Raw genomic sequence first — 13,999 nt, 5'->3', positions numbered from 1 at the left:
GACGTCCACAGACTTCCTCAGTGTGCGGGGACGGGCCCATCGGCTCGTAACCGCGGATGTCCGGGAGGACAACGCCGTATGGCCAAGATCATCGCATTCGACGAGGAGGCTCGCCGGGGCCTCGAGCGCGGCATGAACCAGCTCGCCGACGCCGTCAAGGTGACCCTCGGCCCGAAGGGCCGCAACGTCGTTCTCGAGAAGAAGTGGGGCGCCCCCACGATCACCAACGATGGTGTATCCATCGCCAAGGAGATCGAGCTCGAGGACTCGTACGAGAAGATCGGCGCCGAGCTGGTCAAGGAGGTCGCCAAGAAGACCGACGACGTCGCCGGTGACGGCACGACGACGGCGACCGTCCTGGCCCAGGCCCTGGTTCGCGAGGGTCTGCGCAACGTGGCCGCCGGCGCCAACCCGATGGCCCTGAAGCGGGGCATCGAGGCCGCCGTGGCCAGCGTCTCCGAGGGCCTCTCGCAGATCGCCAAGGACGTGGAGACCAAGGAGCAGATCGCCTCCACCGCGTCCATCTCCGCCGGTGACACCACGGTCGGCGAGATCATCGCCGAGGCCATGGACAAGGTCGGCAAGGAAGGCGTCATCACCGTCGAGGAGAGCAACACCTTCGGCCTGGAGCTCGAGCTCACCGAGGGTATGCGCTTCGACAAGGGCTACATCTCGGCCTACTTCATGACCGACGCCGAGCGGATGGAGGCCGTCTTCGACGACCCCTACATCCTCATCGCGAACAGCAAGATCTCCGCCGTGAAGGACCTGCTCCCGGTCCTGGAGAAGGTCATGCAGTCCGGCAAGCCGCTGGTCATCATCGCCGAGGACGTCGAGGGCGAGGCCCTGGCCACCCTGGTCGTCAACAAGGTCCGTGGCACCTTCAAGTCCGTCGCCGTCAAGGCCCCGGGCTTCGGTGACCGCCGCAAGGCCATGCTGGAGGACATCGCCATCCTCACCGGTGGCGCCGTCATCAGCGAGGAGGTCGGCCTCAAGCTGGACGCCGCCGACCTGTCCCTGCTGGGCCAGGCCCGCAAGGTCGTCATCACCAAGGACGAGACCACCGTCGTCGACGGTGCCGGCAACGGCGAGCAGATCCAGGGCCGGGTCAACCAGATCCGCGCCGAGATCGAGCGCTCGGACTCCGACTACGACCGTGAGAAGCTGCAGGAGCGCCTGGCCAAGCTGGCCGGCGGTGTCGCGGTGATCAAGGTCGGCGCGGCCACCGAGGTCGAGCTCAAGGAGCGCAAGCACCGCATCGAGGACGCCGTTCGCAACGCGAAGGCGGCCGTCGAGGAGGGCATCGTCCCGGGTGGTGGCGTCGCGCTGGTGCAGGCCGGCAAGACCGCCTTCGACAAGCTGGACCTGTCCGGCGACGAGGCCACCGGTGCCAACATCGTCAAGGTCGCGCTGGACGCGCCGCTGCGCCAGATCGCCGTCAACGCCGGCCTCGAGGGTGGCGTCGTGGTGGAGAAGGTGCGCAACCTGGAGCCCGGTCACGGCCTCAACGCCGCGAACGGTGAGTACGTGGACCTGCTGGCCGCGGGCATCATCGACCCGGCCAAGGTGACCCGCTCGGCGCTGCAGAACGCCGCGTCGATCGCCGCGCTGTTCCTCACCACCGAGGCCGTCGTGGCCGACAAGCCGGAGAAGGCCCCGGCTGCGCCGGCCGGCCCCGGCGGCGGCGACATGGACTTCTGAGTCCAGCCGTAACAGACAGAACCGGGCGGGTCGCGCGAGCGGCCCGCCCGTTCCGTGTCTCAGGCCGGCTGCATCTCCCGGTCGGTGGTGGAGTAATCGGTCAGGTCCCGTAGTCCGCGCACCGGGGACAGCAGGTAGATCACCGGGCAGACCGCGGTCAGTGCCCCGAAGATCAGCAGCGTGATCCGGGCGCCCAGCGGACCGGCCAGCGCCCCGGCGAGCAGGCCGCCGATCGGGATCGCGCCCCAGGACACGAACTTCACCGTCGCGATCACCCTGGACAGCAGCTCCGGCGGGCTCTGCACCATCCGGTAGGTCCGGGTGGTCACGCTCAGCACCACCACCGACGCCGCGAAGATCAGGTTGCCGGCGGCGAAGGCCAGGTAGCCGGTGACCCCGGCACCCAGCGGGATGAGTAGTGCCCCGGCCACGCCGGCGAAGCCCACGATGATCAGACCGCGGGCGGTGCCGAAGCGGGCGGTGAACCGGGTGGTCAGCGCCGCCCCGATCAGCGTGCCCACACCCTCCGCGGCGAGGAGCAGGCCGACCAGGCCGGGCGCGGCGTGCAGGTCACGGACCAGGTAATAGGCGAACAAGGCCATCTGCGCCCCGCAGACGAAGTTGACCGCGGTGGCCACCCACATGCCCGGGCCGATGATCGGGTGCCGGGTGACGTAGCGCCAGCCCTCGCGGATCAGCGCGGACATCGCGGTCCGGTCGCCGGAGGTGGCCTCGGTGCGGCGGGCCGGGAGCGAGCCGAGCAGCGCGCCGGAGAACAGGTAGCTGACCGCGTCCACGAACAGGGTCGGCACCGGCCCGAACACCTGGACCGCGAACCCGCCCAGCGACGGGCCGCCGAGCTGGGTCGCCGCGTGGGTACCGGAGGTCAGGCTGTTCCGCGCCTGGAGCTGAGCGGCCGGCACGATCGTCGGCAGGAACGTCTGGTTGGCCACGTCGAAGAGCACGTCGCAGAAGCTGATCACCAGGGCGACCACGATCAGCTGAGTCACGGTGAGCGCGTCCTGCCACCAGGCGAGCGGGATGGAGGCCACCGCGACCGCCCGGGTGACGTCCGCGCCGACCTGGAAGCCGCGCAGCGGCAGGCGCTGCACGATCACGCCGGCCGGCAGGCTGATCAACAGATAGGCCAGGTAGGTCGCGGCGGTGATCATCCCCATCTCGAAGGCGGACGCGTGCAGGACCGTCAGCGCGGTCAGCGGCAGGGCCACCGAGCCCACCGCCGACCCGAGCTGGCTCGTCGCTCCCGCCGTCCACCAGCGCCAGAACGTAGTAAGTTTCATAATGGAACGCACTATAGTTGTCGAACGTGAGGCAAGTCGACCTGACAGACGTGGATTGCGGCATCACCCAGGCCCTCGGGGTCCTGACCGACTGGTGGACGTTCCTGATCGTGCGGGACGTCTCCGGCGGGGTGACCCGCTTCGACGCGCTCCAGAAAGAGCTCGGGATGAGCCGCCGCGCCCTCGCCGAGCGCCTCACCGCCCTGGTCGAGCACGGCGTCCTGCACCGGCGGCGCTACACCGACCGCCCGCCGCGCTACGACTACCTGCTCACCGCGAAGGGCGAGGGCCTGCTCCCGGTCCTGCTCGCCCTCCAGGAGTGGGGCGACCGCTACGTGCTCGGCGACGGCTCGCTCACCGCGACCGCCGCGGCCGGGTCCGCCGAGCATCGCCGCGCGCACGCCCTGCGCGGCCGCACCCTGCCCGAGCTCACCCTGCCCCGGCACGACGGCGTGCCGATCGCGCCCGCCGACCCGGGCGTCTGGACCGTGCTGTTCTGCTTCCCGGGCGCGTTCGCACCCGAGTCACAGGGCTATCCGCAGCACTGGACCGACATCCCCGGCACGCGCGGCTGCACGCTGGAGGCGACGACCTATGCGGCCCGCCACGAGAGGTTCGCCGCGGCGGGCGCCCGGATCCGCGGCGTCAGCACCCAGCGCACCGACCAGCTGAGCGCCTTCGCCGCCCACGCCGCGCTGCCCTACGAGCTGCTCTCCGACGCCGACGGCCGGCTCGCCGCGGCGCTGCGCCTGCCCACCTTCCGGGCCGCCGGGGCCGACCGTCTCAAGCGCCTGACCATGCTGATCGACCCGGCCGGCACGATCCGCGAGGTGCAGTTCCCGGTCACCGACCCGGCCGCGTCGGTCGACGAGATGCTGCTCGCGGTCACCGCTAAAACCCCTGTTTAGGTACGCCCGGAGCGCCCCCGCCCCGCCCCCGCCCCATCCCGTCGCCGCCGGGCCAGTGCCCGCAGCAGCGTGCCGAGCAGCACCAGCCCGCCGGCGAACCCGGCCGCGGCCATCGGCGGCGGCCCGCCCGGCACCCCGGTGGTCGGCAGCGCCGGATGCCGGGTGGGCGCCAGGCTGATCGGCTTCCACGACGGCAGGGTCACCGATGCCCGGACCGGGCCCGGCGACAGCGTGGCCGGCGACGTGACCGGCGGCGTCGGTGTGACGGAGCGGGTCGGGCTGGGCGACGCGGAGGGCGACGGGGAGGGAGAGGGGGACGGCGGGGGAGTGTCCGGGGGCGGGACGGTCACCACCACCGTTCCCATGGCCCGATTGCCGTCCGCGTCCACGATCTCGTAGGTGAAGCTGTCCGTGCCGACGAACCCCGGGTTCGGCGTGTAGGTCACCGACCCGTCCGGGTTGAGCCGGACGGTGCCGTGCGCCGGCTGGGTGATCCGCCGATCCGCCACCGGCCGGCCCTGCCCGTCCGTGGTGGGCAGCGGGATCGCGGCCGGCTGCCCGGGTGGCGTGACCACCGACTTGTCCGGCACCGCGGGCGGCGGACCCACCGTGATCGTCACGGTCGCCGAGACCCGGTGCCCGACCAGGTCCGCGGCCGTGTAGTCGAAGCTCGCCACCCCGGAGAAGTCGTTCGGCGGGGTGTAGGTGACGCTCCAGCCGGTGCTGCCGGCCACTCGGAGCCCGGCGGGCGCGGGGTCGATGGTGGCGGTGCCGTGGTCGGGCGTGCTGACCTCGACCACCCGCAGGGAGCCGGTCTCGTCCAGGTCGTTGGCCAGGACCGGGATGCTGATCGGCCGCCGGTACGCGGTGGCCCACATATCGGCCACCGCGAACGGCGTCACGTCGGTGACGATCACGGTCACGGTCGCGGTGGCGGCGCCTCCGAGAGCGTCACGCACGGCGTACGGAAAACTGATCTGCCCGATGAAGGCGAACGGTGCCGTGTAGCGGATCGTGCCGCCCGCGATCGTCGCGGTGCCCCGCGACGGCGTGCCGACCGAGGTGATCGTCAGGCCGCCGGGGACCGTGGCGGTGTCGTTGGCCAGCACGTCCACCGTCACCTGCTGCCCGGCCAGCACCGCCGCGACGTCCGGCAGCACCGCCGGACCGCTGCGGACCACCACGGTGACCTGGCCCCGGGCGAGGTTGCCGATCGGGTCGCGCAGGTCGTACGGGAAGGTCTCGGTGCCGGCGAACCCGGCCGCCGGGACGTACCGGATCTTGCCGTCGGCCTGGACCGACACCGTGCCGTGGGCGGCCGGCCCGGCCGCGCCGACCGACAGCGAGTCCCCGGCCGGGTCGGTGTCGTTGGCGAGCGCGTCGATCACGACGGGACTGCCCGCCCCGGTCTCGGCGGCGTCGTCCACGGCCGTCGGCGCGGCGTCGACGGTGATCGCGACGGTCGCCGTGGCGGTGCCGCCGAGATCGTCGGTGATCGTGTAGGGGAACGTGTCGGTGACCGTTCCCGGCGCCGGCGTGTAACTCACCGTCAGCGGCCCGGCGACGGCGACCGTGCCCCGCCCGGCCGGTCCGGCGGCGAGCACGCTCAGCGTCTGCCCGGTGTTCGGGTCCCGGTCGTTGGCGACCACCGGGAGCGACGTCGCCCCCTGCGCGCGGACCCGGAACGTGTCGTTGACCGGGACCGGCGGCGCGTTGCGCACCACCACGGTGACCGCCGCGGTGTCCGGCACCCCGGCCTCGTCGGTGATCGTGTAGGCGAACGTGTCGGTGCCGGTGAACCCGGTGGCCGGGGTGTAGATCACGGTCCCGCCCGGCCCGGCGGTGACCGTCCCGTTCGCCGCCGTGGTCCAGCTGAGCAGGGTGAGCCGGTCGTTGTTCGGATCGTCGTCGTTACCGGTCACGTCGATGGTGACCGCGGTGTTCGTCGGCGTCGAGGCGGTGTCCGGCCGGGCCGTCGGCGCCGCGTTGACCAGCCCGATCGACACCGTGGCGCCGGACGTGCCGCCGCGCCCGTCACTGATCGTGTAGTGCAGCGAGTCGGCCCCGGAGTACCCGCCCGTGGGCTGGAGATCGATCTGGTCACCGGTCACGGTCGCGACGCCGTGCAGCGGCGGGGTGTCGACCACGACGGTGAGCGGGTCGCCGTTGGCGTCGTCGTCGTTGAACAGCACGTCGATCGTGGCGGGCACGCCGGCCGGCAGGGTGACCGCGTCCGGGCGGGCGACCGGCGGCGCGTTCGCCACCACGACGGTGACCGTCGCGGTGTCGGTGCCACCCCGATTGTCACCGACGGTGACCGTGAAGGTGTCCGTTCCCGACCAGGTGACGTCCGGGGTGTAGGTGACCGTGCCGTCCAGGTTGCGGACCACCACACCGTGCGCCGGGTCGGTCGCACCGATCACCGTGAGCGGGTCGTTGTTCGCGTCGACCGCCCCGGCCAGCACCGGGATCGGCTTCGGGGTGAGGTATCCGGTGCTGGTCACCACGTCGGCCACCACCGGGGGCGCGTTCGCGACGGTGACCGTGACCTGGGCGGTCGCCCGCCCGTTGCGGTTGTCGTCGATCGTGTAGTCGAACGTGTCCGGGCCCGCCCAGACCGGGTCGGTGGCCTGGTAGACGACGGTGGTCCCGGTGAACGTCACGCTGCCGTGCGCGGCCGGTCCGGCCGCGACGACGGTCAGCGTGTCACCGTTGATGTCCTGGTCGTTGCCGAGCACCGGGACGGTGACCGTGCCGGCGTAGGCCACCGCCGCCAGGTCGTCGGCCGCGGTCGGGACCGCGTTGGCCACGTCCACGACGAGCTGGGCGGTGGCGGTGGCCTGGCCGTCGCTGACCGTGTACGTGAAGGTCACCGCGCCGACGGTGCTGAACAGCGGGCGAAAGGTGATGCTCCCGCCGGTGTAGGTGAGCGTGCCCTGATGCGGGTCGGTGACCGCGACGACGGTGAGGGTGTCGCCGTTCGGGTCGCTGTCGTTGGCGGTCACCGGCACGGTCACGGAGCCGCCGGTGTCGACGGCCGCCGCGTCGTCGAGGGCGACCGGGGCGGCGTTGGGCGTCCGCACGGTCACCACCGCGCTGTCACTCCCGCCCCACACGTCCGTGATCGTGTAGGTGAACGGGTCGTCCCCGGCCCACCCGGCCGCCGGCGTGTAGAGCACCGTCCCGCCGGCCAGCACGATCGCCGACCCGTGCAGCGGAGGCGTGCTGATCGCCACGGTCAGCGCCGCCGTGATCCCGTCCGGGTCGTCGTCGTTGCCCAGCACCGCGATGGTCCCCGGCGGCACCGCCGGGTCGGCCACCGCGCGCGGCGCCAGGTTCACCGTCACGTCGGCGCTCGCGCTGTTGTCGGCCGCCGTCGGCTCGGGATTGGCGCCGGACGCGACCAGGCTCGCCGAGGGGCGCGCCGCGGCGCCCGGCTGCACCGTCGCGGGGATCGTGGCGGTGCCCCGGGTGCCCGGCAGCAGCGGCCCCAGCAGGCAGGTCACCACCTGGCCGAACGTGCTGCACCCGGCGGGCAGCGTCCCGGCCGTGACACCGGCCGGCAGGGTCAGCGCGGCCCGGGCGTCCGACTCCGTCCCGAGCCCGTTGTTGGCGACCGTGAGCAGGTAGTCGACCGGGGCCGGCAGGGCGCCCCGCTGCACCACGGCCGGTGACACGGCCAGCGTGGCGGCCAGGTCGGAGGCGGGCGGGGCGACCACGCTGGCCATCGTCCCGGCCAGCCCGGAGACGCCCACGCCGGCGGTGTGCCCGGTGTAGCTGAGGTTCACCAGGTTGGTGATCGCGTAGCCGACCGGGGCGTTCGCGTCGACCCGGACGCGGAAGATCACCGTGACCGAGCCCTGGTACGGGATGTTGCCCAGGGTGAAGGTGACGGTGTCCGGGACCGGGAGGCCCTGCACCCGGGCCGAGCCGGGGACGAAGCTGGTGAAGGCCGGGATCGCGCCGGTCAGCACGGTGCCGTCGGCGACGTCGTTGCCCTCGTTGCGGACGTCGATCCGATACTCCAGGAGGTCGCCGGGGGCCAGGCTGCCGCCGTTGACGTCGGTGCCGGTGAGGGTGGTGACCAGTTTCGGGGCGTACAGGTCGATGGCGAAGGTGACCACGCCCGGGTAGTACGTGTCGCTGGTGGTGGTCAGGGTCAGCGTGGCCGAGGTCGCGGCGTGGCCCAGCTTGTCGGTGGCGTCGACGGTGTCCACGTCCACGCCGAACAGGTTGCTGTACCCCGGATCCCGGCCACCCATGGGCGCGGTGCTGTTGAAGTAGTTGTCCGCCGGGTTCACCGAGTCCGACATGGTCTGCCCGTTGATCTTGAGGGCGTCACCCCTCTTGCCCAGGTCACCCTCGTACGCCACGGTCCCCACCTCGGCGCGCACCGAGCCGGAGTGCGGCGTCTCGAAGCCGCTCACCGGGATGTTGACGTTCCCCGAGGAGCTGCTGACCGTGGTCAGCCCGTCGTAGACGCGCAGCGCCCGCAGCACCTCGGCCGGATTACGGTAGGCGATCGCCAGCGCCCACCCGGCGTACCGGTCCTCGCCGGTGCCGGCCTGGATGTCGGCCAGCCCGTAGACCCCGCTGCCGGCCCCGGCGACCAGCCCGGTCACATCGGCGAAGCCCTGGTAGGGGCTGCCGGTGCCGTAGACGGTGGACGCGGTGACCGGCTGCCAGGCGGTGCTCGCCGGGGTGCGCAACTGCACCTTGTTCTTGTTGGCCGGGACCAGGGCGGGCAGCCCGCCGACGCCGGCCGTGACGTTCGCGCTCCAGTACAGCCCGGCGAACAGCACCGTGCTGCCCGGCGGCAGCGACACCGTGGTCGTGCTGTCGTTCAGCGTGGTGATGTCGTGGTCGGCGTCCGCGCCGATCATCTCGAAGTCGTTGTCGTCGAGCATGGTGCCGCTGCCGTTCCGGCCGTTGCGGCAGTCCTGGTCGAGCGCCGGGCAGACCAGGCCGGCGTTGCCGCGCAGCAGGATCGACCCGTTGGTGTTCGCCTCGAACCGCAGCGCGAACGCGGGAGGGGGTGCGGCCGAGCCGCGCTCCACCACGGAGGCGCAGCAGGTCAACACGACAGCCCAGATCAGCAGGACCGCGGCCCCGGTGCGGTGCATGATCACGACGCTAAACGCTGAACGTGGCACGTGTGGGCCGGACCACATTCCTCCGCCAGGGTGACACTGCCGAGGTCTAACCTGGGACGGGTGCGTGATCCCTCCGTCTCCCGCTACACAGCCGGCCGGCTCTCCCCGATCCGCCGGGCCTCCGATCTGCGGCGGCTGCGCGACGAACAGTTCGACGTCCTGGTGATCGGTGGTGGGGTCACCGGCGCCGGCGCGGCGGTCGACGCCGCCTCCCGCGGGCTCAAGGTGGCCCTGGTCGAGGCGCGTGACTTCGCCGCCGGCACGTCCAGCCGCTCCAGCAAACTCATCCACGGCGGCCTGCGTTACCTGGAGCAGCTCGAGCTGCACCTGGTGCACGAGGCGCTGACCGAGCGCGGGCTGCTGGCCACCCGGCTCGCCCCGCACCTGGTCCGCCCGGTGCCGATCCTGGTGCCGCTGCCGTCCGCCAACCCGGCCCAGCGCGTCTGGCAGCGGGGTTACTACGGGCTCGGCGTGGCGGCGTACGACGTCTTCGCCGGCGTCTTCGGTGGTGGCCGGGGCATGCCGCTGCACCGGCACCTGAGCCGGGACGGCGCCCGGCACATCTTCCCCAGCCTGCGCGCCGACAAGATCACCGGCGCGATCCGGTATTACGACGGCCAGATGGACGACGCCCGCCTGGTGGTCAACCTGGCCCGCACCGCGGCCGCCCAGGGCGCCGCGGTGGTCACCAGCGCCCGGGTGACCGGCTTCCTGCGCGAGGCCCGCCAGGTGGTCGGGGTCAAGGTCAAGGACCTGGAGTCGCCCGGCTCGGAGGAGTTCGAGGTCCGCGCCAAGACGGTGGTCGCCGCCACCGGTGTGTGGAGCGACGACATGTCGCAGATGCTGCACGACGTCGGGCTCCGGCCCGGCTTCAAGGTGCGCGCGTCCAAGGGGGTGCACCTGGTGGTGCCCCGCTCGGCGATCACCGGCGAGGCCGGGCTGATCCTGCGGACCGCCACCTCGGTGCTGTTCGTGCTCCCCTGGGGCGGTCACTGGATCATCGGCACCACGGACACCGACTGGCAGCTCGACCGGTCCCATCCGGCCGCGTCCGCCCGCGACATCCGTTACCTGCTCGACCAGGTCAACGAGGTGCTCGACCGGCCGCTGACCACCGACGACATCGAGGGGGTGTATGCCGGGCTGCGCCCGCTGCTCTCCGGCGAGGCGGACAGCACCTCGAAACTGTCCCGCGAGCACGCGGTGATCGAGCCGATGCTGGGCCTGATGCTGGTGGCCGGCGGCAAGTACACGACGTACCGGGTGATGGCCGCCGACGTGATCGACCGCGCGGTGCGCCGGCTGGGCGGCTCGTTCCGCGAGTCCCGCACCGACCAGCTGCCGCTGCTCGGCGCCGACGGCTATTCGGCCGCCTGGCGGGACCGGCAGGACATGGCCCGGCGGCACGGCGTCACCACCGGCGTGGTCGAGCACCTGCTGGAGCGGTACGGCACGCTGACCGTCCACCTGCTCGCCATGATGGCCGCCGAGCCGGAACTGGCCGTCCCGCTCGACGGCGCCCCGGAATATCTGGCGGTCGAGGTGGCCTACGCCGCGCTCGCCGAGGGCGCCCTGCACCTGGACGACGTGCTGACCCGCCGTACCCGGATCTCCTTCGAGACCTCGCACCGCGGCTCCGAGTCGGCCGAGCACGCCGCCCGCCTGATGGGCCAGGTGCTCGGCTGGGACGACACGATCCGCACCCGCGAGGTCGAGCACTACCTGGCCCGGGTCACCGCCGAGCGCGAGTCGCAGACCATGCCGGACGACCTGACCGCCGACGCCGCCCGCGTCGGCGCCCCGGACGTCCGGGGCCTGGCCGGCGACCGCCGCACCGACCTCCTCGAGATCGACCTTTGATCCTCGTCGACGAGCCGCGCTGGCCAGGCCGTGGCCACCTCTGGTCCCACCTGGTCAGCGACGTCTCCCTGGCGGAACTGCACGCCTTCGCCGAGATGCTCGGCGCCCCGCGGCGCGCCTTCGACCGCGACCACTACGACATCCCGGCCCACCGCTTCCGCACCGCCCTCTGGCTCGGCGCGACCCTGGTCTCCTCCCGCGAGCTGACCGCCCGCCTCCGAGCCGCCGGCCTGCGCCGCCCCAAGCACCTGACCCGAACCTGATCCCCCCACGCCCGCTTCATTCCCCAGCCGCCCCCGCTTCCCCAGCGGGCCCCCGCTTCCCTCGCGGCCGATGCCCCTTCCGACCGCCGTCAACCCTTACCCGGTACGCCCTAGCCCCGCCCCACCCGCACAGCCCCGTCCCGCCCCGCGACGCCAGGCCCTGCCCCCTCCCGGCCGCGAGGCCGCATCCGGGCCAACCTGCCCACCTCCCGGTAGCCCGCCCAAACCCCCACGGTGAAGCCCAGCCGGGTTCGCCGGCTGGCGTCCACGGCCCTATCCCGAGCCCCGATAGGGCCACCAAGCCCAGCCGGGCTTGCCGTGCTTGCCGGGCTGGCGTCTATGGCCCTGTCCCGAGCTCCGATAGGGCCGTCAGGGCCAGCCGGGTTCGTCGGGCTGGCTCCCATAGCCCTATCCCGAGCCAGGACAGGACCGCCAGGGCCAGCCGGGTTTGTCGGGCTGGCGTCTATGGCCCTGTCCCGAGCCCGGAAAGGGCCGTCAGGGCCAGCCGGGTTTGTCGGGCTGGCCCCCATGGCCCTATCCCGAGTCCGGATAGGGCCGTCAGGGCCAGCCGGGTTTGTCGGGCTGGCCCCCATGGCCCTGTCCCGAGTGCGGATAGGGCCGTCAGGGCCAGCCGGGTTTGTCGGGCTGGTGTCTATGGCCCTATCGAGAGTCTGGATAGGGCCGTCAGGGCCAGCCGGGGGTTGGGGTTGGCGGTCGTGGGCAGCTGCGGGCGTCGCCCTGGAGGGGTGGGCGTTTTGGACGCGTCAGCGGCCAGCCCGGCCCGGAAGGGTCCCTGGCGGGAGCGACGATCAGTGATCAGCGCGGACCCGAGTCAGCATGATCTTGATCTTGATTTGGAGGTCTTCGACGGAGGTGATCAGGAGCGCGACGCCCCTGATCGGCTCCGGGTCGGCGAGCACCCGACAAGGGTCAGGCGAGCAACTCCAGCTCGGCCTTGAGATTGGCCTGGGCTGCCGCCTCCCATTCGTCGCGGATCGGGGCGAGGCGGTAGATCGACGGGAGTTTCAGCAGCTCCTGGAGGACTCGGCTGCGGCCGGCGCGGAAGTCGCTGTCCGGGACGTGTGCGTACTCGCGGCGGATCGCCGTCGTGTAGCGGGCGTAGCGTTCCTCGTCGGCGGCCAGGATCGCCAGGTCGGCGTCGCAGAGCAGCTCGCCGTCCGGGTCGTTGTCCTCGGTGGCGTGCCCGGCGGTCAGCCCGACCAGGCGCGCGACCTCGGCCGCCACCTCCTCCGGCACGCCCAGCGTGAGCAGCAGCCCCTGGGCGAACTCGGCGCTGTCCCGCTCGTTCGCGTCGCCCAGCGCCCGCGGATCGTAGACCGCGTCGTGCATCCAGGCGGCCAGGCGCACGCGGTCCGGGTTCGGCGCGAGGCCGGCGAACTGGTCGACCACGTCCAGCACGGCCGAGAGGTGGGTCACGTCGTGATAGTGACGTTGCGGCTCGGTCCAGCGGCTGAGCAGGTAGTTTGCGGCGGAGTCGAGATCGGCGTCGGCGGCGGTGGCGCCGGCGCCGCGCGCCGCCGCCCGGAATCGGTCGGGCAAAGATGTCACGATGGCCATCCTGGCACGGAGGTAGCAGGCATGATCGGCGTCGCGAAGGATCGGGCCGATGCGGTCGCCCGCCGGGCCCGGGCCGGACTGATGCTCGCCCTGCAAGCGGGCCTTGCGGCGGGCCTGGCGTGGTATGTCGCACACGATCTCATCGGCCGGCCGGCGCCGTTCTTCGCCCCGATCGCCGCGGTGATCACCCTGGCCTCCTCGGTCGGTCAGCGGATGCGGCGGACGGCCGAGCTGGTCGCCGGGGTCGCGGTCGGCATCGGCATCGGTGACGGGATCATCCTGCTGATCGGTACCGGCCCGGTGCAGATCGGGCTGATCGTGCTGCTCGCCGTGCTGGTGGCGACCGCGGCCGGTGGCGGACCACCGCTGATCGTGCAGTCCGCGTCCTCGGCGGTGCTGGTCGCCACGCTGACCGTGCAGACCGGGCATCCGTGGACCAGGTTCTTCGACGCGCTCGTGGGTGGCGGGGTCGGCCTGGTGGTGATGACCGTGCTGCTGCCGATCAACCCGCTCAGCGTGGTGCGGCGGGCCGCCGATCCGGCGCTGCGCGCCTTCACCGCCGGGCTGCACGAGGCCGCCCTCGGGCTCGCCGAGGGCGATCCGGACGTCATCCATGCCGCGCTGACCAGGTTGCGGTCCGCCGAGGGGACGTTCGAGGCTTTTCGTACGGCGATCGACGCGGCCCGGGAGAACGTGGCGTTCGCCCCGGCGCGCTGGCGGACCCGGGGCGCGCTGGCGCAGTACGTGGAGGGCGCCCCGCAGCTGACCTACGCGCTGCGCAACGTGCGAGTGATGATCCGCCGGGCGCAGACCGCGCTGAACGACCGGGAGCGGGTGCCGGAGGTGCTGCCCGCCTCGGTCCGGCACCTGGGCGACGCCGTCGACCTGCTCCGGCAGGAGTGGGCGCGCGGGGCCGAGCCGGTGGCCACCCGGGAGCGGGCGCTGCGGGCGGCGAGCGAGTCCGGGCGGGCGTACGAGACCGGAGTCGGTTACTCCGGTGGCGTGGTGGTGGCCCAGATCCGTACCTCGGTGGCCGATCTGCTGCGCGCCACCGGCGTCGAGTATGCCGAGGCCACCCGCCAGGTGCGGGCCGCCGTGGGCTGGCGCGGGCGGCCGCACGGGGCGCGCAACCGGGCCGCCCGCTCGCGACCGGCCGCGCCCCCGCCGGAGTCGGACGCGAGCTGACCGGCCGGCGCCTGATCGCATCGGCGCTCCTCGGGCACGCCGGACCGGCT

8 protein-coding genes are annotated in these 13,999 nt (G+C 72.7%); 5 read left to right on the top strand and 3 right to left on the bottom strand.

The genetic code is table 11. The annotated features are described in order from the left end of the window. Positions 1-78: 78 nt before the first annotated feature. Entirely contained in the window at positions 79-1,701 is a 1,623-nt protein-coding gene (gene groL / locus Aiant_RS18995; RefSeq protein WP_189328234.1) for a chaperonin GroEL, read from the top strand. A gap of 59 nt (positions 1,702-1,760) precedes the next feature. On the opposite strand, the gene Aiant_RS18990 is transcribed toward groL, so the two are convergent. Continuing rightward, complete coding sequence (locus tag Aiant_RS18990) at positions 1,761-3,002, bottom strand: MFS transporter (protein ID WP_189328235.1); 1,242 nt, start codon at positions 3,000-3,002, stop codon at positions 1,761-1,763. Between the two features lie 26 nt (positions 3,003-3,028). Here Aiant_RS18990 and Aiant_RS18985 point away from each other — a divergent pair, with 26 nt between their 5' ends. Further along, positions 3,029-3,910, top strand: a complete 882-nt coding sequence (locus tag Aiant_RS18985; RefSeq protein ID WP_189328236.1) for a winged helix-turn-helix transcriptional regulator — start codon at positions 3,029-3,031, stop codon at positions 3,908-3,910. Here Aiant_RS18985 and Aiant_RS18980 read toward each other — a convergent pair. Next, positions 3,907-9,033 carry an Ig-like domain-containing protein gene (locus Aiant_RS18980; protein ID WP_189328237.1) on the bottom strand — a complete coding sequence of 1,709 codons (5,127 nt, stop codon included), beginning with the start codon at positions 9,031-9,033 and terminating at the stop codon, positions 3,907-3,909. The genes Aiant_RS18985 and Aiant_RS18980 overlap by 4 nt on opposite strands. A 90-nt stretch (positions 9,034-9,123) precedes the next feature. Here Aiant_RS18980 and Aiant_RS18975 point away from each other — a divergent pair, with 90 nt between their 5' ends. Both Aiant_RS18975 and Aiant_RS18970 read left to right on the top strand, forming a co-directional pair. Continuing rightward, positions 9,124-10,923 (top strand): glycerol-3-phosphate dehydrogenase/oxidase, encoded by a 1,800-nt coding sequence (locus Aiant_RS18975; protein ID WP_189328238.1) that lies wholly within the window; start codon positions 9,124-9,126, stop codon positions 10,921-10,923. After that, positions 10,920-11,186: a DUF4031 domain-containing protein gene (locus Aiant_RS18970; RefSeq protein WP_189328239.1), complete on the top strand. Its 267-nt coding sequence runs from the start codon at positions 10,920-10,922 to the stop codon at positions 11,184-11,186. Before Aiant_RS18975 ends, Aiant_RS18970 begins: the two co-directional genes overlap by 4 nt. Positions 11,187-12,116: 930 nt before the next feature. Here Aiant_RS18970 and Aiant_RS18965 read toward each other — a convergent pair. Then, complete coding sequence (locus Aiant_RS18965; RefSeq protein ID WP_189328240.1) at positions 12,117-12,764, bottom strand: HD domain-containing protein; 648 nt, start codon at positions 12,762-12,764, stop codon at positions 12,117-12,119. Between the two features lie 21 nt (positions 12,765-12,785). Here Aiant_RS18965 and Aiant_RS18960 point away from each other — a divergent pair, with 21 nt between their 5' ends. Continuing rightward, a complete protein-coding gene (locus tag Aiant_RS18960; RefSeq protein WP_189328241.1) occupies positions 12,786-13,949 on the top strand; it encodes an FUSC family protein in 1,164 nt (387 codons plus the stop codon). Positions 13,950-13,999: the final 50 nt, after the last annotated feature.

It is taken from the genome of Actinoplanes ianthinogenes, assembly GCF_018324205.1.
In the GTDB taxonomy this organism is placed as follows: Bacteria; Actinomycetota; Actinomycetes; order Mycobacteriales; family Micromonosporaceae; genus Actinoplanes; species Actinoplanes ianthinogenes.
The sequence above is the reverse complement of the archived record's forward strand: the minus strand, read 5'-3'. Positions and strand labels throughout refer to the sequence as shown.